The sequence below is a fragment of the Kitasatospora sp. NPDC054939 genome (assembly GCF_053610105.1).
The window spans coordinates 1-21,409 of record NZ_JBSGXP010000073.1 but is presented as its reverse complement, the minus strand read 5'-3'; the positions used below and the strand labels follow the sequence as shown (position 1 = coordinate 21,409).

The 21,409-nt window shown below is 75.6% G+C and carries 19 protein-coding genes; 9 read left to right on the top strand and 10 right to left on the bottom strand.

What is annotated here, in order from left to right:
* Positions 1-12: 12 nt before the first annotated feature.
* Positions 13-1,110, bottom strand: a complete 1,098-nt coding sequence (locus tag ACWGB8_RS21220; RefSeq protein ID WP_452215091.1) for a DUF5937 family protein — start codon at positions 1,108-1,110, stop codon at positions 13-15.
* A gap of 100 nt (positions 1,111-1,210) precedes the next feature.
* On the opposite strand from ACWGB8_RS21220, the gene ACWGB8_RS21215 reads away from it, so the two are divergent.
* Together ACWGB8_RS21215 and ACWGB8_RS21210 are read left to right on the top strand one after the other, a co-directional pair.
* The gene (locus ACWGB8_RS21215) at positions 1,211-2,602 is read left to right on the top strand and encodes an MFS transporter (protein ID WP_452215090.1); all 1,392 of its coding nucleotides are present in this window, start codon (positions 1,211-1,213) and stop codon (positions 2,600-2,602) included.
* Positions 2,603-2,872: 270 nt separating this feature from the next.
* Positions 2,873-4,240, top strand: coding sequence for a glycoside hydrolase family 18 protein (locus tag ACWGB8_RS21210; protein WP_452215089.1), 1,368 nt, complete (start codon positions 2,873-2,875; stop codon positions 4,238-4,240).
* An 89-nt stretch (positions 4,241-4,329) separates the two neighbouring features.
* Here the strand turns inward: ACWGB8_RS21210 and ACWGB8_RS21205 are convergent, their stop codons facing one another.
* From ACWGB8_RS21205 to ACWGB8_RS21180, 6 genes are all read right to left on the bottom strand, one after another.
* The gene (locus tag ACWGB8_RS21205; protein WP_452215088.1) at positions 4,330-5,352 is read right to left on the bottom strand and encodes a LacI family DNA-binding transcriptional regulator; all 1,023 of its coding nucleotides are present in this window, start codon (positions 5,350-5,352) and stop codon (positions 4,330-4,332) included.
* Positions 5,353-5,397: 45 nt separating this feature from the next.
* A complete protein-coding gene (locus ACWGB8_RS21200; RefSeq protein ID WP_452215087.1) occupies positions 5,398-7,221 on the bottom strand; it encodes a glycoside hydrolase family 36 protein in 1,824 nt (607 codons plus the stop codon).
* Positions 7,222-7,223: 2 nt separating this feature from the next.
* Positions 7,224-8,057 carry a carbohydrate ABC transporter permease gene (locus ACWGB8_RS21195; protein WP_452215086.1) on the bottom strand — a complete coding sequence of 278 codons (834 nt, stop codon included), beginning with the start codon at positions 8,055-8,057 and terminating at the stop codon, positions 7,224-7,226.
* Positions 8,054-8,980, bottom strand: coding sequence for a carbohydrate ABC transporter permease (locus ACWGB8_RS21190; RefSeq protein ID WP_452215085.1), 927 nt, complete (start codon positions 8,978-8,980; stop codon positions 8,054-8,056). The genes ACWGB8_RS21195 and ACWGB8_RS21190 overlap by 4 nt, the downstream gene beginning before the upstream one ends.
* Entirely contained in the window at positions 8,977-10,323 is a 1,347-nt protein-coding gene (locus ACWGB8_RS21185) for an ABC transporter substrate-binding protein (RefSeq protein ID WP_452215084.1), read from the bottom strand. The genes ACWGB8_RS21190 and ACWGB8_RS21185 overlap by 4 nt, the downstream gene beginning before the upstream one ends.
* Positions 10,324-10,461: 138 nt before the next feature.
* Positions 10,462-11,655: an aminotransferase class V-fold PLP-dependent enzyme gene (locus ACWGB8_RS21180; protein WP_452215083.1), complete on the bottom strand. Its 1,194-nt coding sequence runs from the start codon at positions 11,653-11,655 to the stop codon at positions 10,462-10,464.
* A gap of 278 nt (positions 11,656-11,933) precedes the next feature.
* On the opposite strand from ACWGB8_RS21180, the gene ACWGB8_RS21175 reads away from it, so the two are divergent.
* The 4 genes from ACWGB8_RS21175 to ACWGB8_RS21160 all read left to right on the top strand — a co-directional run bounded on the left by ACWGB8_RS21175 (position 11,934) and on the right by ACWGB8_RS21160 (position 16,235).
* Complete coding sequence (locus ACWGB8_RS21175) at positions 11,934-12,482, top strand: GNAT family N-acetyltransferase (protein WP_452215082.1); 549 nt, start codon at positions 11,934-11,936, stop codon at positions 12,480-12,482.
* Positions 12,483-12,544: 62 nt separating this feature from the next.
* Positions 12,545-13,261: an MOSC domain-containing protein gene (locus ACWGB8_RS21170; protein ID WP_452215081.1), complete on the top strand. Its 717-nt coding sequence runs from the start codon at positions 12,545-12,547 to the stop codon at positions 13,259-13,261.
* A 947-nt stretch (positions 13,262-14,208) separates the two neighbouring features.
* Positions 14,209-15,570 (top strand): diaminobutyrate--2-oxoglutarate transaminase family protein, encoded by a 1,362-nt coding sequence (locus ACWGB8_RS21165; RefSeq protein WP_452215080.1) that lies wholly within the window; start codon positions 14,209-14,211, stop codon positions 15,568-15,570.
* 212 nt (positions 15,571-15,782) lie between these two features.
* Complete coding sequence (locus ACWGB8_RS21160) at positions 15,783-16,235, top strand: MarR family winged helix-turn-helix transcriptional regulator (RefSeq protein WP_452215079.1); 453 nt, start codon at positions 15,783-15,785, stop codon at positions 16,233-16,235.
* Between the two features lie 167 nt (positions 16,236-16,402).
* Here the strand turns inward: ACWGB8_RS21160 and sigJ are convergent, their stop codons facing one another.
* The gene (gene sigJ / locus ACWGB8_RS21155; protein ID WP_452215078.1) at positions 16,403-17,338 is read right to left on the bottom strand and encodes an RNA polymerase sigma factor SigJ; all 936 of its coding nucleotides are present in this window, start codon (positions 17,336-17,338) and stop codon (positions 16,403-16,405) included.
* A gap of 178 nt (positions 17,339-17,516) precedes the next feature.
* Here sigJ and ACWGB8_RS21150 point away from each other — a divergent pair, with 178 nt between their 5' ends.
* Together ACWGB8_RS21150 and ACWGB8_RS21145 are read left to right on the top strand one after the other, a co-directional pair.
* A complete protein-coding gene (locus ACWGB8_RS21150; RefSeq protein ID WP_452215077.1) occupies positions 17,517-18,683 on the top strand; it encodes an amidohydrolase family protein in 1,167 nt (388 codons plus the stop codon).
* Positions 18,684-18,714: 31 nt separating this feature from the next.
* Positions 18,715-19,191: a cupin domain-containing protein gene (locus ACWGB8_RS21145; protein WP_452215076.1), complete on the top strand. Its 477-nt coding sequence runs from the start codon at positions 18,715-18,717 to the stop codon at positions 19,189-19,191.
* Positions 19,192-19,267: 76 nt separating this feature from the next.
* Here ACWGB8_RS21145 and ACWGB8_RS21140 read toward each other — a convergent pair whose 3' ends face one another.
* Together ACWGB8_RS21140 and ACWGB8_RS21135 are read right to left on the bottom strand one after the other, a co-directional pair.
* On the bottom strand, positions 19,268-19,894 hold the full coding sequence (locus ACWGB8_RS21140) for a cysteine hydrolase family protein (RefSeq protein WP_452215075.1): 627 nt from the start codon (positions 19,892-19,894) through the stop codon (positions 19,268-19,270).
* Between the two features lie 103 nt (positions 19,895-19,997).
* Positions 19,998-20,987, bottom strand: a complete 990-nt coding sequence (locus ACWGB8_RS21135) for a GlxA family transcriptional regulator (RefSeq protein ID WP_452215074.1) — start codon at positions 20,985-20,987, stop codon at positions 19,998-20,000.
* A 108-nt stretch (positions 20,988-21,095) separates the two neighbouring features.
* Here ACWGB8_RS21135 and ACWGB8_RS21130 point away from each other — a divergent pair, with 108 nt between their 5' ends.
* Positions 21,096-21,287 (top strand): hypothetical protein, encoded by a 192-nt coding sequence (locus ACWGB8_RS21130; RefSeq protein WP_452215073.1) that lies wholly within the window; start codon positions 21,096-21,098, stop codon positions 21,285-21,287.
* Positions 21,288-21,409 lie beyond the last annotated feature (122 nt).

Genomic DNA, 21,409 nt, shown 5'->3' with positions numbered 1-21,409 from the left:
TCACGGTTCGGGCTACCGCAGCACCGCCTCCAGGAGGTCGGTGCCGAGCCGGGCGCCCGCTCCCAGGTCGAGCTGGTAGAGCACGTACCGGCCGCGGCGGCGGGTGGTGAGCAGGCCGGCCCGGCGCAGGACGGCGAGGTGGCGGGAGACCTCGGGCGGGGTCAGCTGCCAGAAGTCGGCGAGTTCGACGGTGGTCCGCGCGCTGCGGGCGATCGAGCGGGCCAGGCGCAGCCGGACGGGGTGGGCGAGGGCTTCCAGGCGCTGCTGGACCAGGGCAAGGGAGACGGGTTCACCGGCCCCGGGGTGGGCGACGGGGTACTGGACGACCGGCTGCCAGCCGTGGGTGTGCACGACGACCAGGTGCGGGCGGCCGAAGGCGCTCGGGATGAAGGTCATGCCGCCGGCGGCGGTCGCGCTGGTGGCGATGTCGTCGAGCTTGTCGATGACGATCCGTCGGCGGGCCGGGTCGGCGCCGTCCAGGGTGACCGCGGCGGAGACGTCCGCCACGGCCTCCGCCGGTCCGCACCGCTCCAGCATGTCGGTCTTCCGGCGGGCGTCGGCGGCCAGGTCGGGCAGCACCCGGCGCCAGGCGTCCGCGAAGAACGCCTGCTCGCACTCCTCCAGCAGGCGCCGCACCAGCCCGCGGACGGCGGGCGGGTCGGCCAGCAGCCGTTCGGCGAAGGCGGCCTGGCGGGGGCCGCGGGCGAGGGCGAGTTCGCGGGCGCGCTCCCGGTCGGCGGTGTTCGTCAGCGGGGAGGGCACCCGCCGTCCGCGCCGGGGCGCGCCGCAGGTGGTGACCAGGGCGGCCTGGACGTAGCGCTCGTCGTCGAGCCGGTCGACGGCGTCGAGTTCCTCGGCCAGGGTGGCGGCGGGGCGGGCCGGGAGGAGGAAGTCGGCCCGGGCGGCGCGCCAGAGGACGTCGGCCTCCAGGAGCCGGTCGGCGAGTTCGGGCCGCAGGGCGGCGGTGGTCGCGGCCGCCCAGCCGTGCAGCAGCGGGTGGTGGGCGGGTTCGGCGAGCACGTGCAGCATCGCGTGCAGTTCGGCCAGCGGCGAGGGGGCGAACAGCAGCCGTTCGGGCGGCAGTCCGGTGACGTCGACGGTGAGGCTCATGCCGCCGATCCTGCCAGCGGCCCGGGGCGCCGCCCGCGTCGGTTGACGATCACCGTCAACCGACGTGCCCGCGGGCCGGGGCGGGCGCAGCGTGGCGGTCATGGATCTGATCGAGGAGAAGGAGCCCGCCCCGCCGCGTGCCGCCCCGCCGCCTGCCGTACCGCCGTATGCCGCGCCGGTCGCCGACCGGACGGGCCGGCAGCGCGGGCGGAGCGGACGGCGGCCCGGCGGGCTGCCGGTCGGCGGACTGCGGGTCGGCGGCAGCGGCCGGTACGCGGTGGCGCTGGTCGTGGACGCGCTGGGGGCGGGACTGCTGCGCCCGTTCCTGCTGGTGTACGGGGTGTTCGTGCTCGGCCTGAGTGCCGGGCGGACCGGGCTGGCGCTGTCGCTGGGCCTGCTGGCCGGGCTGGCCGCCGTCCCGCTGACCGGGCGCTGGATCGACCGGGGCGCCCGGACCGGACCGGTGGTCGCCACCCTGCTGGTACGGGCAGCCGGGGTCGCGGTGCTGATCGGCGCGGACGGCCCGGCCGGCTTCACGGCGGCCGTGGTGCTGCTGGGCCTCGGCACCCAGTGCTGGCCGACGGCCCACGCCGCGCTGGTCGCCGCGTTCACCGACGGCCGCGACCGGGACACGGCGCTGGCGACCGGGCGTTCACTGCGCAATGCGGGTCTGGGGGCGGGGGCACTGATCGCGACCGGCGCGGTCGCCGCGGGCCCGGGGGCGCTGCGCGGGCTGGCCGCGGTGACCGGGCTCGCCTGCCTGCTGGCCGCCGGGCTGGTGCACTCGCTGCGGACGCCGTCGGGCGGGCCGGCCTGCGGGGCCGTACCGCACGGGGACACGGCCGGCGGACCCGTCCTGCGGGATGACACGCCCGACGCCCCGTCCCCGGCGCCGACTCCTGCACCGTCCCCGGCGCAGGCCCCGGGCGCCGCCCGCCGGCTGCGGGCGCTGAACCTCGCCAACCTGCCGTACGCGTTCTGCTTCGACGTCCTGGAGGTGGCGCTGCCCGCGTTGCTGGTGACCCACCTGCACGCCTCCCCGGCCTGGGCCTCGGCGGTGTTCGTCGGCAACACGCTGCTGGTGATCACCGCCCAGGTCACCCTGGTGCGGCGGTTGTCCGGGCGTCCGCGCCGTTCGGTGCTGGCCGGTTCGGGCCTCGTCCTGGCCGCCGCGTACCTGGGGTTCGGTGCGGCGTCGGCGCTGGGCGGCAGTGCCGGGGCGGTGCTGCTGGCGGCGGTCGCCGTGCCGTACACCGTCGGCGAGATGCTCTACGCGGGTGCGGGCACGGCCCTGGTGGTGGCCGCGGCGCCGCCGCGGCGGCTCGGCCGGGCGCTGGCCCGCTGGGAGCTGTCCACCGGCATCGGGCGGGCCGCCGCACCGGCCGTCCTGACCGGGCTGCTCGCGGTCGGCCCCGGGACCCTCTGGACGACCCTGGCCGCGGTGACCGCCCTGGCCGCCCTGGCGGTGCGCCGGCACGCCCCGGCGGTCTGAGGGCCGCGGCCGGCTCCGCCATCAGGGCTTCCCCTAAAACTTCCTGACGATCCGTCACCCCGACCGGTGCAGCATGCAAAACTTTCGCGCGAATTCATTGACCGGTCCAGACCTGTGCCGGTTGAGTCGTCGCCGTCCCCAGCGGCCGGCCTTCCGTGCCGGGTCCGAGTCATGACGGCGCCGTGCGGGGCGGTGGCCTCCCTGCCGCCACCTTCCATGTCCCAGTCCCACGACCGTGCGGCCCCCACCGCACAAGGGGTGATCTCGACGATGCGTCACAGATCCTTGACCAAGCTGACCGTCGGCACGGCCGCCGCCGTGCTCGGCCTGCTCGTTCCGCTGGCCCCGGCCGCCGTGGCGGCCCCGGAGCCGGCCGCCGCCCAGGAGGCGTCCGAGGCCGGCCGCTCCGGGTCCCACGCGTACAAGCGGATCGGCTACTTCATCCAGTGGGGTATCTACGGCCGCAACTTCCAGGTCAAGGACCTGGAGTCGAGCGGCACCGCCGGCAAGCTCAGCCACATCAACTACGCCTTCGGCAGCATCGGCGCGGACGGCAGGTGCCTGATGGGCAACGTGCCCGGCTCCGACCCGTGGGCGGACTACGGCCGCCCGGTGGGCGCCGCCGACTCGGTGGACGGCGTCGCCGACACCGCCGGCCAGAAGCTGGCCGGCAACTTCAACCAGCTGCGCGAGCTCAAGGCCAAGCACCCCGGGCTCAAGGCCATGATCTCGCTGGGCGGTTGGAGCGGCTCGGCGCACTTCTCGGACGCCGTCCGCACCGACGCCGGCCGCAAGGCCCTGGTCGCCTCCTGCATCGACGTCTACATCAAGGGCAACCTGCCGGTCGACGGTCCGCGCGGCGGTGCGGGCGCGGCCGCCGGGGTCTTCGACGGCATCGACCTCGACTGGGAGTGGCCGGGTTCGGAGGGCGCCGAGGGCAACGGCGTCCGCCCGGAGGACAAGCAGAACTTCACCAAGCTCGTCCGCGAGTTCCGGGTCCAGCTGGACGCGTACGGGCGGTCGCTGCCCAAGCGCACGCACTACGAGCTGTCGGCGTACGTACCGACCGCCCCCGCCAAGATCGACGCGGGCTTCGAGGTCTCCAGGATCATGCGCGACTTCGACTTCGTGAACCTGCAGGGCTACGACTTCCACGTCTCGGGCGAGAAGACCACCGCCCAGCAGTCCGCGCTCTACGCCAAGCGCAAGGACTTCAGCGTCGACCAGACCGTCAACGCCTGGCTGGACCGGGGTGCCCCGGCCCGCAAGCTGGTCGTCGGCATGCCGTTCTACGGCCAGGGATGGACCGGCGTCACCGGGGGCGGCGACGGCCTCGGGCAGCCCGCCACCGCCCCCGCCCCGGCCACCTGGGTGGCGGGCACCGAGGACTACAAGCACCTGAAGAAGCTCGCCGAGTCCGGCGGCTACACGCTCCACCGGGGCGCGCACAACGGCCACGCCTGGCTGTTCGACGGCACCACGCTGTGGACCTACGACGACCCGACCGTGCTGCGCACCAAGGCCCAGTACGTCCGCAACGAGGGCCTCGGCGGCGCGATGATCTGGTCGCTCGACGGGGACACCCCGAACGGTGAGCTGATCTCCGCGATCGACCAGGGCCTGACCCGGCGCCGCTGAACCGGCGCCACCGACCGGGCGCCACCGACCGGGCGCCGCCGACCCGGCGCCACCGACCAGGCCCGCGCCCGCCCTGCGGGCCGGCCGGGTCACCCCGAGCTGGCGCGCACCACCAGCTCCGCGGCGAGCTCCCGCCCGGCCGCCGGCAGCGGTTCGCCGCGGACCTGCGCCAGCAGCAGCTGGACCAGGCCCGCGGCGATCGCCCGCAGCGGCAGCCGGACCGAGGTCAGGTCCGGGTGCAGGTGCCGGCCGAGCGGGGTGTCGTGGAAGCCGGTCACCGCGACGTCCGGGCCGACGGCCAGTCCCTCGGCCCGGACCGCCTCGTACACGTCGAGGGCCGAGAGGTCGTTGTCGGCGGCCACGGCGGTGGGGCGGTCGGGCCGGTGCAGCAGCGCGCGCAGCCCGTCCACCCCCGTCGCACCCGGCGGCGGTGCCAGGACCTCCACGCCGAGGCGGGCCGCCTCGGCGTGGAAGCCGCTGCGGCGGGCCGCGGTCCAGGGCAGCTCGGCGTCGGCGGATCCGGCGTAGCCGACCCGCCGGTGGCCGCGCGCCGCCAGGTGCCGGACGACCTCGGCCATCGCCGCGGCGTTGTCGATGTCGACCCAGTACGGCGGCTGGTCGGGCGCGGTGCGGCCGAAGGCGGCGAACGGGACGCCCACCCGGGCCGCGTGGGCGACCCGGGTGTCCCCGTCCAGCACGTCGGCCAGCACCAGCCCGTCGACCTGCCGGGCCGCCACCAGCTCGTCGATCGCCGCCCTGGCCTGCGCCCCGCCCGGTGCGGGGCGGAACAGCAGCACCCGGTGCCCCTCCGCGCCCGCCGCGTCCACCAGGGCCTCCAGGAAGCCCGCCATCAGCGGGTTCGGGTCGAACGGGTCGTCCACCGGCGCGAGGTAGGCGAGCACCCGCCGTTCGCCGGTGCGCAGCGAGCGGGCCGACTGGTCCGGGCGGTACCCGAGCTGCTCGACGGCGGCGGTGACCCGGGCCAGGGTGTCCGGGTGGACGCGGTGCGGGGCGTTGAGGGCGTTGGAGACGGTCTGCCGGGAGACCCCGGCCGACCTGGCGACCTCGGCGATCGTGGTGGCACGGCGCCGCGGGTGCGGTCCCTGGGTCATCGGTGCTCCGGCGGCTGGGTCGGGGGGGCGGGGTGGCGTGTGACTCTACCCGTGCAGCGGCGGCTCGGGTCGGCGCAGTGTCAGCAGCCCTCCCCTCGGGACGGTCACGGCGGCGTCGAGCGCCAGGTCGACGGTCTGCGTGGCGACCGTCCGGCCGCGGGCGTCCTGGACGGTGGCCTCGGCGGTGCCCCGCCCGCCGACCAGCCGGACCTCGGGGTCGTCGTCGGCGTTGGCCACCAGCAGGGTGTGCCAGGGGTCGTCGCCGATCCGGACGGGCAGCGGCGCGTAGCGGGCGACCACGAGGGTGCCGGCGGCGGCCGCCGCGACCAGCGGGTAGCCCAGGTCGGGGCGGGCGGGCCGGAGTTCGCCGAGCTGCAGGGTGCCGAGGTGCTCGCGGAAGACGCCGAGCCAGAAGGCGAGGGCCTCGCGCTGCCCGGTGTTCTGGGCCGCCAGGTCGACGGAGATCTGCGGGACGGCGAACAGCACGTTGATCAGGTGGCAGGCGACCTGCTCGGGGCTCTCGGCCGGGTGCCACATCAGCATGTCGGAGTGGACGGCGAGCGGTCCGGCGACCAGCCGGGTGTCGATGGTGCGCTGCCGGTTCTCGTGCGGGCTGAGCGGGCAGTCGGTGGCGCGGATCATCGTGGCGTACGGCCAGAGGCCGGGGCTCACGTACGGCTGGCGGTGCTCGATCATCGCGTCGGGGCGGACGGCGGTGATCCGGCGCCGGATGGCCCCGAGGAGCTTGTGCAGGCCCTCGTCGACGGTGGCGCAGTCGGCCTCGGGGCCGGGCGCGGGCGGGTCCTGGACGCCGAACCAGTCGATGAAGTCGACCTTCAGCCCGTCCATGCCCCACTCCTCGACGGCCCGGGCGAGCGCGTCGGTGAGGTGCTCGCGCACCTGCGGGTAGCGGGGGTCGACGACGACGGCGCCGAGGTGGTCGACGTCGGCGAGGGCGAAGCGGCCGACGGTGTGCCAGGCGGCGCTGTCCTTGCCGACGAACGGCAGCGCGTACCAGAGCAGGTAGCGGACGCCGAGTTCGTGCACCCGGGCCACGTGGGCGGCGGTGTCGGGCAGCGAGAGCGGCTCCCAGTCCCCGCAGTGGCCGTAGCCGCGGGTGCGGTCGCGGGTCATCCAGCCGTCGTCGACGATGATCGTGTCGAGGCCGAGCGGCTTCCCGAGCGCGGCCTGCTGCTCCACGACCTCGGGGGTGACGTTCTGCTGGAGGGTGTACCAGGTGGAGTAGGCGGGGCGGCGGGCCGCGTCGGGCACGTGCGCCCGGCGGCCGGACCACCACCAGCCGGCGACGGCGGCCAGGCAGCGGGCGTAGTGCCGGCCGGAGGTGTCGATCCGGACGGTCAGCCGGCCGGTCGCGCGGACCCAGAAGCGGAACTCCCCGGTCTCCTCGACGACTCCGGCGCCGGCCAGGGCCTCGTCCCGGTCGGCGGCGAACGCGCAGATCGCCGCGTCGCCGGTGCCGACCAGGGCGCCGACGGCCGCACCGCGGGCGAGGCTCACCCGGGCCGGGCTGCTCCAGGCGGCGGGCAGCCAGCCGGTGCCGCGCGGTTCGGGGGTCCAGAAGGAGGTGGCGTCCACGCAGGGGACGCGCCACTCGATGCGCGCCTCGGCGGGGTCCTCGACGGTGACCTCCAGGACGCCCTCGTCCACGGTCCGGGCGCTCGCGGCGCCGGAGACCTGCAGCTCCAGTCCGCCGGCCCGCAGCGGGCGCAGCCGGGCGGCGCTGCCGGGGGCGTGCGGCTCCCAGACCTCCTCCGGGGCGGTGCCGGCCCCTTCCGTAACGGTGCCGGCCCCTTCCGGGGCGGTGTCCGCGGCGGCCTCGGTGCCGCCGGTCCCGGTGTGCTCTGCCATGATCAGCCTTTCGTCGCGCCGGCCAGCAGGCCGGAGATGAACTGCCGTTGGAGGACCAGGAACAGGACCATCAACGGCACGGTGGAGAGGGCGGTCCCGGCGAGGATCGCCCCGTAGTCGGTGTCGGCCTTCATGCCGTGGAGGGTGGCCAGCGCGACCGGGAGGGTGTGCATCTCGGGGCTGCGCAGCGCGATCAGCGGCCAGACGAACTGGTTCCAGGAGCCCAGGAACAGGAAGATCGCCAGCGCGGCCAGGACCGGGCGCATCACCGGCACGACCACCCCGAACAGCACCCGGATCTCCCCGGCGCCGTCCACCCGGGCGGCGTCCAGGAGTTCGTCCGGCATGCCGCTGAGCGCCTGGCGCATCAGGAAGATGGCGAAGGGCACGCAGAGGCCGGGCAGGATCACGGCCTGGTAGCTGTCGAGGATGCCGAAGGACATCATCATCTCGAACAGCGGTACCAGCATCACCTGTTCCGGCACCACCAGGGTGGAGAGCAGCAGGGCGAACAGGATGCCCCGCCCCGGGAAGCGGAACTTGGCGAAGGCGTAGCCGGCCAGCAGCGCGACGACCAGCGCGCCGGCGGTCTGCACGCCCGCCACCACCAGGGAGTTGACGAGCACCCGGCCGAGGCCGATCTTGGCCTCCAGGCGCTCCAGGTTGTCGCCGAGGCTGCCGCCGGGCAGCAGCGCGGGCGGCCAGGCGAAGATGTCGGCGTCCTTCTGCGTGGCGGCGACGGCCAGCCAGTAGAACGGGCCGACCGACAGCCCGGCGACGGCGGCCAGGCCGAGGGTGAGGGGCCAACCGCGCAGCCGGTTCGTCCTGCTGCTCATTCGCGTTCTCCCATCAGGCGCATCTGGATCGCGCCGAGCACCGAGACGATCAGGGTGAGCGCGTAGGCGATGGCGGAGGCGTAGCCGAAGTCGAAGTACCGGAAGCCGTTGTCGTACAGGTACATCGAGACGGTGAGGGTGGCGTTGTCCGGCCCGCCGCGGGTCAGGACGTAGGGCTCGTCGAAGAGTTGCAGGGTGCCGATGGTGGAGAGCACCACGGTGAACAGCAGCACCGGCCGCAGGGCGGGCAGGGTGATCGAGAAGAACCGGCGCAGCGGTCCGGCGCCGTCCACCATGGCGGCCTCGTACAGCTCCCGGGGGATGCCCTGCAGGCCGGCCAGGTAGATCACCGCGTTGTAGCCGGTGTAGTGCCAGGTGAGCAGCAGCACGATGGCCATCCGGGCCCAGAACGGATCCCCGAGCCAGTCCACGGCGGGCAGGCCGAGCTGCCCGAGCAGGCTGTTGACCGCACCGTGCTCGGTGTTGAGCAGGAAGGCGAACATCACGCCGGTGGCCACCAGTCCGGTGACGGTGGGCATGAAGACGCCCAGCCGCCAGACCGCCCGCCAGCGGACCAGCGCGGAGTTGATCCCGACGGCCAACAGCAGGGCGAGGGCCAGCATCAGCGGGACCTGGACGACCAGGATCTTCGCGGTGTTGCCCAGGGCCGTCCAGAACAGCGGATCGTCCAGCAGGCGGCGGTAGTTGCTCAGTCCGGCGTTGCGGGTCGCGGCGCCGGAGCCGGTGGTGAGCGACAGCAGCAGCGAGGCGACGATCGGGTACGCCTTGAACACCCCGAAGGTGATCAGGGCGGGGGCCAGCAGCAGGTAGGGCAGGGCGCGGCGGCGCAGCAGGGCCCGCCGGTTCCGGGCGGGCGGGGCCGCCGCCCTGGCCGGCGCGGCGGTCGGGGCGAGGGCGGTCACCGGAGGGTGCGCCCGGTCTGCTGGGCGAGCTGCTTGGCGGCGTCCTGGAGGACGGCGGCCGGGTCGGCGCCCTTGAGGAACACCTTGGTCTGGGCGTCGCTGGCGAGCTTGAGGGCGCGCGCGAAGTCGCCGGAGTAGTTGGTGGCGTCGGCGCCCGCTCCGAGCAGGTCGACGAAGGTCTTCAGCACCGGCTGGCCGCCGTAGAAGGCGTTCGGCGCGGTGTACATCGGGTCGGAGTGGGCGGCGGTGAGGGCGGGGAAGACGCCGCCGGCCTTGAACATGCTGTTCGCCGATTCGGGCCGGGTGAGCGCGTACTCGACGAACTTCCAGGCGGCCACCCGCCGGGGGCTGGAGGCGGAGACCGCCAGGTGGGTGGAGTTGACGATGGCGGTGCGCTTGCCGCCGGCGGTGGCGGCCGGCGGCCGGGTGAGCCGCCAGGCGCCCTTCTGGTCGGGGAGCTTGGTCTCCAGGTAGTGCACGGCCCAGGCGGCCAGCGGGCCCGCGGCGATCTTGCCGTCGCGCAGCATGGTGCGCCACACGGCGTCGCCGGCGGTGTCGGCGATCAGCCCGGCGTCGTTCAGCCGCTTCTCGACGGTGAGGGCGTGGACGGCCGCCGGGGAGGAGAGGGTGATGTCGCCCTTGAGGTCGAAGTAGAAGGCGCCCTGCTGCTGCATCAGCGCCTGCAGGAAGTCCAGGTCGGGGGACGGGGTGGCGGGCTTGTTGATGCCGATCAGGGAGATGCCGGGGTTGGCGGCCTTGAAGCGGTCGCCGACGGCGAGCACGTCGTCCCAGGTCTCGAAGGTGTTCGGGTCGATGCCGGCCTTCTCGAACATGTCCTGGCGGTAGAAGAAGCCGAAGGCGTTCACCTCCCACGGGAGCGCGTAGGCCTTGCCGTCCTTGCCGGTCACCACCGGCCACAGGCCCTGGGCGAACTTGTCCTTGTACTGGTCGGCGCCCAGGGCGGACAGGTCGGCGAGGCCGCCGGGGAACTTCTCCAGGTAGCCGGGCAGGTAGTCGCAGCCGATGTGCAGGACGTCGGCGAGGCCCTGGCCGCCGGCCGCCATACCGACGGTGATCTTGTCCCAGATCGCCGGGTTGCCGACGTCCTGGACGTCGACCTTGATCCCGGGGTTCTCCTTCTCGAAGGCCGGGACGACACCCCGCAGCGCCTCGGCGGCGGTGGTCCACGACCAGACGGTGACGGTGCCGGTGGCGGCGTCACCGCCGGCGACCTGGCCGCCGGAGCCCGTGCCGGAGCAGGCCGACAGGGCGCTGCCGGCGGCGAGGGCCACCAGTCCGGCGCCGGAGTAGCGGAGCAGATCACGGCGGGAAAGGTGTGACATGGCATGCCTTTCGGTGAGGGGGTACCACAGGGGTGGGGTGGGGGCAGGCGGGTTCGGGGGCGGGGTTCGGGGGGCGGGGTTCGGGGGGCGGGGTTCGGGGGCCGGCCGCTCAAGGCGCAGGCGGTACGGGCCGGCCGCTCAGGCGGTGCGCAGCACCTCGGACAGCCGGTCGGCCGCCGCGGGGTCGGTGCTGGCGTGCGGGGACAGACGGATCCACCCGCCGCGCAGGGTGGCGGTCAGTCCGGCGGCGGTCAGCGCGCGGTGGACGGCCTTCGGGTCGGCGCCGGGCAGCCGGAGCCGGGCGATACCGCTGCCGCCGGGCCGGTCACCGCCGCGGGTCTCGGCGCCGACGGCGCGGGCGGCGGCGAGCAGCCCGCCGAGCACCTCGCCGATCAGTGCGTTGATCCGCCGGATGCCCATGTCCTCGGCCAGCGCCAGGGCCGCCCCCAGTGCGGCGACGGCGGGGCCGTCGGGGTTGGTGAGGGTGTGGGCGACGGCGCCGGGCCGGGCGGGCCGCGGGTGGTCGGGGGCGTCGATCGGGTCCAGCACGCCGGACCAGCCGCCGAGGCCGGGGGCGAGCAGGCCCGCCGTCCGGTCGCGGACCATCAGGAGGGCGGCGCCCCAGCCGGCCCGCAGCCACTTCTGGCCGCCGGAGGCCAGGACGTCCGCCGCGTCGGCGTCGAACTCGACCGCGCCGAGCGCCTGGACCGCGTCGACGACCAGCAGGCGCCGCGGGCCGAGGAGTTCCTTGAGGTCGGCCAGCGGCGCCTGGTGGCCGGTGGCGGCGTCCACGGCGCAGACCGAGACCGCGCGCACCCCGTCGTCCAGGTGGGCCCGGACCGCGTCGGCCGTCAGCGGGCCGTCGAGCAGGCGGACCGCCGGCCCGCCCCGCTCGGCGGCGCGCAGCCAGGGGTAGATCGCGCCGGGGAAGTCCGACCGGCTCGCCAGTACGGTGCCGCGGTGGGGCGCCGCGCCGGCGCGGCCGTCGGCACCGCCGCACGTACCGTCACCCGCGCAACCGTCCGCGCCGCGGCCCCGGCCGCCGTGGGCCGCGGCGATCCCGCCGGCGGCGGCGAACATGCCGTGCGAGGTCGAGCTGACGAAGGCGATCTCGTGCGGGGCGCAGCGCAGGATCCGCGCGGCGGTGCGCGCCGTCTCCTCGGTCGCCGCGTCGAGCCGCTCCAGGGCGGGCCAGCCCTGGCGGTGGATCTCCCCCGCCGCACCGACCAGCACCTCGCGCACCCGCGCCGACACCGGGCCGAAGCGCGCGAAGTCCAGGTAGCCGGCCGGTTCGCCGAACTGCCGCAGGTACTCCGGCTCGGTCAGAGCCATCACATCACCTCGGATTTGAACGTTCAAATACACAGGAACGAACACAAACCATCATGTCCGAACGGGAGGGCACACAGCAAACGACGCCTCCACCGACCCCGTCAAGACCCCGCGCGCCGCGATCCCGGCTTCGAGACCGTCCCGTTACCCCGGCCGACCGGGCTCGTCCACACGGGATCGCGCCGGATCACCCCGAACCCTTGCTTGTGACATTTGACATTACTATTTTACTGACCTGGGACAACAGGCCCGTGCGGCACCGCGACCAGGAGGCATCCGTGTTCACCACCGAGCGACTGACGGCCCGCCTCTGGGAGCAGTCCGACCTGGAGCGCGTCCACGACCTCTACTCCCGCCGGGAGGTGGCCGGTTGGCTCGGCAGCACCCCGCGGGCCCTGGAATCCCCGGACGAGGCCGCCGCACTCGTCGAGCGCTGGCGCGGGCGCTCGACCGGACCGCACTGGGGGATCTGGGCCCTGGAACGCCGCGACACGGGCACCGCGGTCGGCTCCGTCCTGCTCCTGCCACTGCCCGACGGCGAGCCGGACGAGGTCGAGGTGGGCTGGCACCTGCACCCCGACTCCTGGGGCCACGGCTTCGCCACCGAGGCCGCCCGCGCCGCCCTCGCCCGCGGCTTCGCGGCCGGCCTCCCCGAGATCCACGCCCTGGTCCGCCCGGACAACCACCGGTCCGCAGCCGTCTGCCGCCGCCTCGGCATGACCCGCGCCGGCCGCACCGACCGCTGGTACGGCTTCGAGGCCGACCACTACCGGATCGCCCGGCCCCTCCCCCGGGCCGCCTCCCCGGGCCGCCACTACAGCGCCTGAACGGCGCCGACCGGCCCGATCCTGCCCGAAATCGGGCAGAACTCCCCGGTATTCTTGATCGAATGGCAGACACGGTGGGGACGATCGAGCGCATCTGGCGGTACCCGGTGAAGTCCACGGGCGGGGAACGGCTGGCGCACGCCGAGGCCGACACCCGCGGCCTCCTGGGCGACCGCCTCTACGCGGTGCGCGACGGCGAGGGCAGGTTCGGCTCGGGCAAGACCACCCGGCGCTTCCGCCGGATGCCCGGGCTGCTGCGGCTGCGCTCCCGGTACCCGGACCCCGCCCACCCGGACCACCCCGCGCTGCTCGACCCACAGGGCGCAGCCGTCCCCGACCCCGACGCCTACCTGCGCCGCTACCTCGGCCGGGACGACGTGGCGCTGGCCCGCGAGGGCGAGGTCTCGCACTTCGACCAGCTGCCGCTCAGCGTCCTCACCACGGCCACCCTTGACTGGGTCCGGGCCGCCGTTCCGGGCGTCCCGGTCGACGAGCGGCGCTTCCGCCCCAACCTGCTGGTGCGGACCCCGCCGGGCACCGCGCCGTTCACCGAGGACGACTGGTTCGGCCGCGAGGCACGGATCGGCCCCGCGCTGCGCCTGCACTTCGTCCGCTCCAGCGAACGCTGCGCCATGACCAACGAGGCGCAGCAGGACCTGCCGCACTCCCCGCTCGTCCTGCGCGCCGTCGCCCGGGCCCACGACAACCGGCTCGACGCCCTCGCCACCGTCTCGACACCCGGCCCGCTGCGCTGCGGCGACGCGGTCGTCCTGGACTGACGACAGCGCCCTCCCGCGCAGCGGCCGCCCGTCCCGTGCGGACCGGGCCCACCCCGCAGGTCCGGGCGATGTCGCCCGCACGCCGTACGCGCCGTAGCGGCAGGCGGCGGTCGTCCGGATCCGGTCGTCCACCTCGCGGGCGCGCCCCCCCTTTGAGCTACTGCCGGAGCGGGTCGACCCGGAAGCGCTCCTCGGCATGCCGGCTCGCACCCGCCTTGCGCCCGCCTAGGGCCCTTCTTGGAGACCTTGCCCCTGCGAACCGGCCGACCGACGCGGTGAAGCCCGCGACCCGGACCCTGGGTGCGAGTCCGGCGCTCACGAGGGTCGCGCCGAGGGCGACGATCCGTTGCGGCGGGCCGTCAACCCGGCTGCCCCCGCGGCACGTTCGGCGCTGCCCGGGAAGGCCTGCAGGCCTCGGCAACGAGCCGTCCGGCGGCGCCGGCCACGGCACCGAGGACGCGGGCGAACCCGGTAGGTCAACGGGCCCCCATCGATGAGTCCCTTCGCCCCGTGGAGGCAGCCGCGCCGGGGTAGGCTCACCCGACCGACCTACTCTCGCCGGTGGCGATGATGGTCCCAAGTGCCATGTAATCAAACAAAATTGACGCATCAATAGTTGATGAAACGCCAGAAGTTGCCACACATGCCGAAGTGCTGCATCCACCCGGCGCGGCCACCCCGAGTGCGGCGGCGTCGGGCACCGACGGCAGCACGATCGCCCACCCGCGACGCCCGCCGGACCGACCCTCGGTGCGCCCGAACCCCCGGGTCGACACCCCCGGCCGGGCGCCCCGGACCGGCTGACGCGGCGGCAGCACACGAAGGCACAACCGCAGTTCACGTGACGTCCGGCGACGACTGTCCGAATGCGACCCTTTCCACCGAAGAATAGGTTAGGCTAACCTAACCCATCGTCCCCGTATGATGACGAAGGGCCTTTCCACACCATGCTCCGCGCACAACTGCTCGCCCGTCAGGAGCGGCGCGAATCCGCCGCGCGCACCTACGCCCGCAACCTTCCCGTCGCCCCCGCCACCGCCGCGGGCGCCGTCGTCACGGGCGTCGACGGCCGGACCTACCTGGACTGTCTCGCGGGCGCCGGCTCGCTCGCCCTCGGCCACAACCACCCCGAGGTCGTGGCGGCCCTCCAGCAGACCCTGGGCTCGGGCGCACTGCTGCACGCCCTCGACATGATCACCCCTCAGAAGGACTCCTTCACCACCGAACTGCTCCACCGCCTGCCCGGCGAACTGCGCGACCGGGCCCGGCTGCACTTCTGCGGCCCGGCCGGGACCGACGCCGTCGAGGCCGCCCTGAAGCTCGCCCGCCACGCCACCGGCCGCCGCGGCGTCGTCGCCTTCACCGGCGCCTACCACGGCATGACGCTCGGCGCCGCCGCGGTCTCCGGACCCGAGGAGATGCGCACCGGCGGACCGGCCGACGCCCAGCCGGTCACCCGGCTGCCCTACCCGTACGGCTACCGCTGCCCCTTCGGCGTCGGCGCCGAACAGGCCGGCGTCCTCTCCGCCCGCCTGCTGGAGAGCCTGATCACCGACCCGAGCAGCGGGGTCGGCCTCCCGGCGGCGGTGATCCTCGAAGTCGTCCAGGGCGAGGGCGGCGTGGTCGAGGGCCCGGACGCCTGGCTGCGCGAGATCCGCCGGATCACCGCCGAGCACGGGGTGCTGCTGATCGTCGACGAGGTGCAGACCGGCATCGGCCGCACCGGCCACTTCTGGGCGTGCGAGCGGGCCGGGGTGACCCCGGACGTCCTGGTCACCTCCAAGGCGGTCGGCGGCGGCCTGCCGCTGGCCCTCATCGCCTACCGCCCGGAGCTGGACACCTGGCGGGCGGGCGCCCACACCGGCACCTTCCGCGGCAACACCCTCGCCATGGTCGCCGGGGAGACCACCCTGCGCATCGTCGCCGAACAGCAGTTGGCCGAGCGCGCCACCAAGGTGGGCGCCCTGCTGCGCCAGGGGCTGCGCGAACTGGCCTCCGAGCACCAGGAGTTCGGCGAGGTGCGGGGCCGCGGCCTGATGATCGGCGTCGAACTGGTCGACCCGCAGGGCCCGCCCGACCGGCTGGGCTCCCGGCCCGCCCACCCCGGCTTCGCGCGCGCCCTGCGCGCCGCCTGCCTGGACCACGGCCTGCTCCTGGAACTCGGCGGCCGGGACGACACCGTCCTGCGGCTGCTCCCGCCCCTCGTCCTCACCGACGCCCAGGCCGACACGGTCGTCGAACGGATCGCGGCGGCCCTGGGCAGCATCGGGCGCGCCGGACGGCCCGAGCCGACGCCCCCGGACCGGTGACACCCCCGGCGACGCGTCCCGTGACCCGATGACGCACCCTTCGGCCCGGCCCGCGACCGGCCGCGGCCCGACCGGCCGCGGCCCGACCGGCCCGGCCCGCGAGGTGGCGCCCGCACCGACGCCGCCACCCCTCCCGACCCCCGTCACGGACACCCCCGACGACGGCCGCACGGCACCAACCCCGAACCACCAGTGAACGGACGCCCTCTCCCATGACCCACGGAACGAGCTCGGGCAGCGTGCTCGCTCTCAGCACCTATCTCCTCTCCCGCACCGGCAGCGCCACCCGCAGCCGGCTCACCGACCACCTGGCCGGGCACGGCCTGCGCCTGTGGCACGTCACCGTGCTGGCCGCGCTGGACGACCACGGCCCGCACTCCAAGGGCGAACTCGCCGCGCGGCTCGACATCGCCGCCGCCGACGTCGGCCGGACGGTCGACGAGCTCGCCCGGGCCGGCCAGGTCGACTGCCGGCGCCCCGCCAGCGACCGGCGCCGGATCGAGGTCACCCTGACCCCGGCCGGCACCGCGACCCTGGCCACCCTGAACGCCGAACTCTCCGCGATGGAGGACGCCCTGCTCGCGCCGCTCACCGCGCACGAGCGCACCCAGTTCGCCGGTCTGCTGGGCCGGCTCTTCCCGCACATCTGCCGGCGGTCCGCCTGACCGGCCGCTCCCCCGGGGGCGGCCGTTCCGCCCGACCGGGCGGGAGCCGACGGCGGACCCGGCGCCCGCCCCGCGGGCGGTACGTCCCGCGCCGGCGGCACCTCCCGGCCGAGCGGCACCTCCCGAGCGGACGCGGGCGGCACCTCCCGAGCGGGCGCGGGCGCCGGTCAGCGGACCCCGGCGAACTTGTCCGGGTTGGTGACCGAGTAGATGCCGGTGATCAGCCCGCCGCCGCCCGGGTCGAGGTCCACCACCACGACCGCGAGCGGGCCGTCGCCCGAGAAGACCAGCACGCACGGCTCGCCGGCCGTGCGCCGGTGGCGGAGCTCGACCCCGCCTGCGGGCAGCGCGCCGGCCACCGCCAGGAACACCGCGGCGACCCGTTCCCGGCCGTGCACGGGCCGCAGGCTGACCGCGGGCCCCTTGCCGCCGCCGTCGGTCCACAGCGTCACGTCCGGTGCCAGCACCGCGAGCAGCGCCGAGAGGTCGCCGCCGAGCGCCGCCTCGGCGAACCGTTCGGTCACCCGGGCGTGCTGGTCCGGCTCGGGCCGGTGCCGCGGTCGCCGGGCCCGCACGTGCCGGCGGGCCCGGGCCGCGAGCTGGCGGACGGCCGCCGGCGAGCGGCCGAGGATCTCCGCGGTCTCCGGGTGCCCGAAGCCGAACACCTCGTGCAGCACGAACACCGCCCGTTCCAGCGGCGACAGGGTCTCCAGCACCACCAGGACGGCCATCGACAGCGATTCGGTGCGCTCCACGGCGCCCGCGGCGTCGTCCTCGCCGACGACCAGCGGCTCGGGCAGCCAGGGGCCGAGGTAGGTCTCCCGGCGCCGGCTGAGGTCCGCCCGGCGGGCCAGCGCCTGGTTCACCGCGATCCGCACCAGGTAGGCCCGGACGTTCTCCACCGGGCCGGCGCCCGGTCTGCGGTGGCGGCCGGTCCAGGCGAGCCACACCTCCTGCAGGGCGTCCTCGGTGTCGGCGACGCTGCCGAGCATGCTGTAGACCACCGAGAACAGCAGCTCGCGGTGCGCGAGGAACTCCTCGGTCGCGCGCGTACCGTCACCCGCCGTCCCGGCCGGGCCGGTGGTCCGTGGGGTCGATGCCATGGGTGCCCTCCTCCTCCGTCACGACCGAAGAGGTCCGGCGGCCCCGGAGTGTGACACGACCCGGCGCGATGTGACGCTCGCCACCCGGCGCCGCCCCGCTGTCACAGCCGCCGGCCGAGTGCCCTCTGTGGTGGCGTCCGGACGTTCACGGACTCCGCACCCACCCGGGAGGACACCCATGCGCACCCTGATCCACACCGTCCGCGTCTTCGACGGCGAGCGCACGACGCCGGCCGCCGACGTGCTGATCGAGGACGGCCTGATCGCCGCGGTCACCCCGGCCGGGCGGGCCGGCGGCCGCCCGGCCGCCGACGACGAGGTCGACGGGACGGGACGGACCCTGCTGCCCGGACTCGTCGACGCGCACACCCACGTGTTCGAGGGCAGTCTCGCCGAGGCCCTGCGGCACGGGGTCACCACCGAGTTGGACATGTTCTGCCTCCCCGCGGTGCTGGAGCGTCAGCGGCAGCTCGCCACCGAACGCGACGACGTGGCCGACCTCCGCAGCGCGGGCACCCTGGCCACCGTACCCGGCGGGCACCCCACCCAGCTGCTGGCCGCCCTGGAGGCCGCCGGGCTGCCCGGCGCCGGCCCGGCGGGCCTCGACTTCGTCGCCGATCCGGCGCAGGCCCCGGCCTTCGTGAAGGCGCGGCTCGCCGAGGGGGCCGACTACCTCAAGATCGTCATCGACGACGGCGCCGTGCACGGCGCCGACCTCCCGACCATGACGCCGGCCGTCGCCACCGCACTCACCGAGGCGGCCCACGCGGCCGGGCTGCGGGTCGTCGCGCACGCCGTCACCGCGGCCGAGGCCGCGATCGCGCTGGACGCCGGCGCCGACGGCCTCGCCCACGTGTGGGCCGACCTCGCGCCGCACGACCCGGCCTCCCGGCGACTGGCCGAACGGGTCCGCGACCGCGGGGCGTTCGTCGTCACCACGCTCGCCTACTTCGAGGCGATCGGCCGACCGGACCACGCCGCGGCCCGGACGGCCGACTGCGCCCGCCCCGGCAGCTCCGCCAACGCCGTCGGCGCGCTGCGGGCCCTGCACCGGGCCGGCGTACCCCTGCTGGCCGGCACCGACGCCACCCCCTTCGTCCCCGCCCACGGCTCCGGCCTGCACCGCGAACTGCAGCTGCTCACCGAGGCCGGACTGGCCCCCGAGGAGGCCCTCGCCGCCGCGACCGCCGTGCCCGCCGCCCACTTCGGGCTGACCGACCGCGGCCGGATCGCGCCCGGCCTCCGGGCGGACCTGCTGCTCGTCGACGGCGACCCCACCCGGGACGTCGCCGCGACCGCCGCCGTGGCCGAGGTCTGGCGCCGCGGTGTGCGCCAGGCCCGCTGACCCGCCCGCCCCGACCGAACGGAGAAACCCCGTGTCCCACCCCCGCTTCGTCCTGCTCGACGCCGGCGCCGCCCGGCCCGGCCGCATCCCGCTCCCGCCCGCCTTCGCCGTCAAGGCCCGCAGCGGCGACACCGAGGGCCGCTTCTCGCTGCTGGAGGTGGTCCTGGCGCAGGAGATCCCGCGCCACACCCACCACCACGCCGACGAGGCCGTCTACGTGCTGGACGGCGAGCTCGTCGTCGAGTTCGCCGACCGGACGCACCGCCTGACCGGCGGGCAGTTCGTGCTGCTCCCCCGCGGTGTCCCGCACGCCCTGCGCCCCGGCGCGGGCCGGCCGCCCCGGGTCCTGCAGATCTCCTCTCCCGGCGGGTGGGAGTGCTTCGTCGAGGACCTGGTCGAGGCACGGGGGACGCAGGGCAGCGGCGGGCGCCTCGACCCGGCCCGGCTCAACCGGATCGCCGCCCCCCACGGCATCCGCTACGAGGAGCCCGGCGACCGTCCCGCGTGATCTCCCGGCCCGGGCGCCCGTCCGGGGGGTGCGGTCCGGGGGTGCGGTCCGGCCGCGCCCCCGGACGGACGGCGGGTCAGGCCGGCAGGTCGTCCGTACCGCCGACGACCGGGCCGAACAGGTCGGTCACCGTGGTCAGGGCCGCCGCCCGGAGCGCCGCCGCGGGCAGCACGGTGCCGTCGGGGGCGGCGAGCGCCCGGGTCGCGGTGGCGTCGGCGACCACGGTCGGCCGGTAGCCGAGGGAGAAGGCGCCCTGGGCGGTGAAGACCACGCACATGTGCGTCATGAACCCGGCCAGCACGAGGTCCTTCCCGCTGCCCGCGGCGGCGCCCAGGCCGGTCAGCACCTTCTCCAGGTCGGTCGCGTGGAAGGCGTTCGGGACCTGCTTGACCACCACCGGCTCGCCGTCGACCGGCGCGACCTCCTCGCTGATGGCGCCGATCCGCGCCCGGATGTCGTACGGGGTGCCCTCGCCGCCGTCGTTGACGACGTGCACCACCGGGGTGCCGGCCGCCCGGGCCCGCTCCAGCAGGCGCGCGCCCTCGGCGACGGCCTCCTCGGCGCCCTCCAGGGCCATGACGCCGGTGCGGTAGGTGTTCTGGAAGTCGATCATGATCAGGACGGCGTCCGCCAGCCGCGGCGGCCGGTTGTCCAGGCCGATCACGTCGCGCAGGGTGGTGGACGGGGTGGTCGCAGTACTCATCTCGGGCCTTTCGTCGGGTTTCCGGGCACGGCGGAGGCGTCCGCCTCGCGCCGTGCCGAGGGGATCGGGGATGGAACGGTCGGCTGCCCGGGTCGGGCAGGGCCTAGGCCCGGGTGCGGAAGCGGCGGCGGTAGGCCGCCGGGGTGGTGGCGAGCCGGCGCCGGAACGCCCGGTGCAGGGTCTCCGGCGAGCCGAGTCCGGCCGCCGCGGCGACCCGCTCCAGCGGGCAGTCGGTGGTCTCCAGCAGCCGCCGGGCCGCCTCGACCCGGGCGGCCTCCACGTACGCCGCAGGCCCCACGCCCGTCTCCTGCTTGAAGACGCGCGCGAAGTGCCGCTCGCTGAGGCACATCCGGGCCGCCAGGGCACCGGCCGAGAGGTCGCCGTCCAGGTGGTCGGCGATCCACTGCCGCAGGTCGTCGATGTCCCGGCGGGTGGCCGCCGGACTGCTGAGCGGCACCGAGAACTGGCTCTGGCCGCCCTGCCGCTTCAGGTACATCACCAGCTGCCGGGCCACCGCCAGCGCCGTCTGCTCGCCCTGGTCCTCGGCCACCAGGGCGAGCGCCAGGTCCAGGCAGGCGCTGATGCCGGCGCCGGTCCAGAGCCGGCCGCGGTCGGCCCGGACGAAGATCGGGTCCGGGTCGACCACGACCTCCGGGTGGTCGGCGGCCAGCTGGGCGGCGGTCGACCAGTGCGTGGTCGCCGTCTTCCCGTCCAACAGCCCGGCCGCGGCGAGCAGATGGGCCCCCACGCAGACCGAGGCGACCCGCCGCGAGCGCGGAGCGGTCTCCTTCACCCAGGCCACCACGGCGTCGTCGATCCGGGCCACCGGACCGGCGTCGGTCAGCTCGACCGCGCCGGGCACCAGCAGCGTGTCCACCGGACCGGTGACCTCCGCGAAGGCCGCATCGGCGAGCAGCCGCACCCCGGCCGAGGTCCGCACCGGCCCCGCGGTCGGTGCCGCCAGGCACACCTCGTACCCGGCGCGGCCCCCGGTCTCCCGGTTGGCGAGCGCGAACACCTCGGCCGGGCCGGTGACGTCGAGGAGGTCGACATCGGGGAAGACCGCGATGACGACCCGGTGTGGACTGGGCATGGCCCCAGCCTCCCCCGCGGCGCCGCGTGGCCGCAATGACGATTCCCTGTCACATCCGGACACCACCCCCCGGCCGGGATGTCGGTGGCGCCCTGTTGGATGTCCGGCATGACCGCACGCGACCCGGCCGCCCGCCCCTCCGCCCGCGCCGCCCTGCTCGCCCGCTGCCGCGCGATCGCCACCGTGGCGGCGGTCATGGCGGGCACGCCGCTCACCCGCAGCACGCTCGCGGAGCTCTCCCGCACCGCCGACCCGGACGCCCCCGCGCGGCCGCCGACCCGCGCGGACGACCGCCGGTGAACCCGTACCCCGGGAACGCCGCGGGCCGGTGGGCGCGGCCCCGGGCATGCCGCGGCCCGGCGGCCCCCGTGGCGGGGGCGGCCGGGCCGGGGCGCATCAACGCGCCGCGCGCACCGCCGGGA

Coding starts and splice junctions, on each gene's coding strand:
- ACWGB8_RS21220 (WP_452215091.1), bottom strand. CDS start 1,110: ATGAGCCTCACCGTCGACGTCACCGGACTGCCGCCCGAACGGCTGCTG.
- ACWGB8_RS21200 (WP_452215087.1), bottom strand. CDS start 7,221: ATGGCAGAGCACACCGGGACCGGCGGCACCGAGGCCGCCGCGGACACC.
- ACWGB8_RS21195 (WP_452215086.1), bottom strand. CDS start 8,057: ATGAGCAGCAGGACGAACCGGCTGCGCGGTTGGCCCCTCACCCTCGGC.
- ACWGB8_RS21170 (WP_452215081.1), top strand. CDS start 12,545: ATGGCAGACACGGTGGGGACGATCGAGCGCATCTGGCGGTACCCGGTG.
- ACWGB8_RS21130 (WP_452215073.1), top strand. CDS start 21,096: ATGACCGCACGCGACCCGGCCGCCCGCCCCTCCGCCCGCGCCGCCCTG.
- ACWGB8_RS21185 (WP_452215084.1), bottom strand. CDS start 10,323: ATGTCACACCTTTCCCGCCGTGATCTGCTCCGCTACTCCGGCGCCGGA.
- ACWGB8_RS21180 (WP_452215083.1), bottom strand. CDS start 11,655: ATGGCTCTGACCGAGCCGGAGTACCTGCGGCAGTTCGGCGAACCGGCC.
- ACWGB8_RS21160 (WP_452215079.1), top strand. CDS start 15,783: ATGACCCACGGAACGAGCTCGGGCAGCGTGCTCGCTCTCAGCACCTAT.
- ACWGB8_RS21205 (WP_452215088.1), bottom strand. CDS start 5,352: ATGACCCAGGGACCGCACCCGCGGCGCCGTGCCACCACGATCGCCGAG.
- ACWGB8_RS21215 (WP_452215090.1), top strand. CDS start 1,211: ATGGATCTGATCGAGGAGAAGGAGCCCGCCCCGCCGCGTGCCGCCCCG.
- ACWGB8_RS21135 (WP_452215074.1), bottom strand. CDS start 20,987: ATGCCCAGTCCACACCGGGTCGTCATCGCGGTCTTCCCCGATGTCGAC.
- sigJ (WP_452215078.1), bottom strand. CDS start 17,338: ATGGCATCGACCCCACGGACCACCGGCCCGGCCGGGACGGCGGGTGAC.
- ACWGB8_RS21210 (WP_452215089.1), top strand. CDS start 2,873: ATGCGTCACAGATCCTTGACCAAGCTGACCGTCGGCACGGCCGCCGCC.
- ACWGB8_RS21165 (WP_452215080.1), top strand. CDS start 14,209: ATGCTCCGCGCACAACTGCTCGCCCGTCAGGAGCGGCGCGAATCCGCC.
- ACWGB8_RS21150 (WP_452215077.1), top strand. CDS start 17,517: ATGCGCACCCTGATCCACACCGTCCGCGTCTTCGACGGCGAGCGCACG.
- ACWGB8_RS21140 (WP_452215075.1), bottom strand. CDS start 19,894: ATGAGTACTGCGACCACCCCGTCCACCACCCTGCGCGACGTGATCGGC.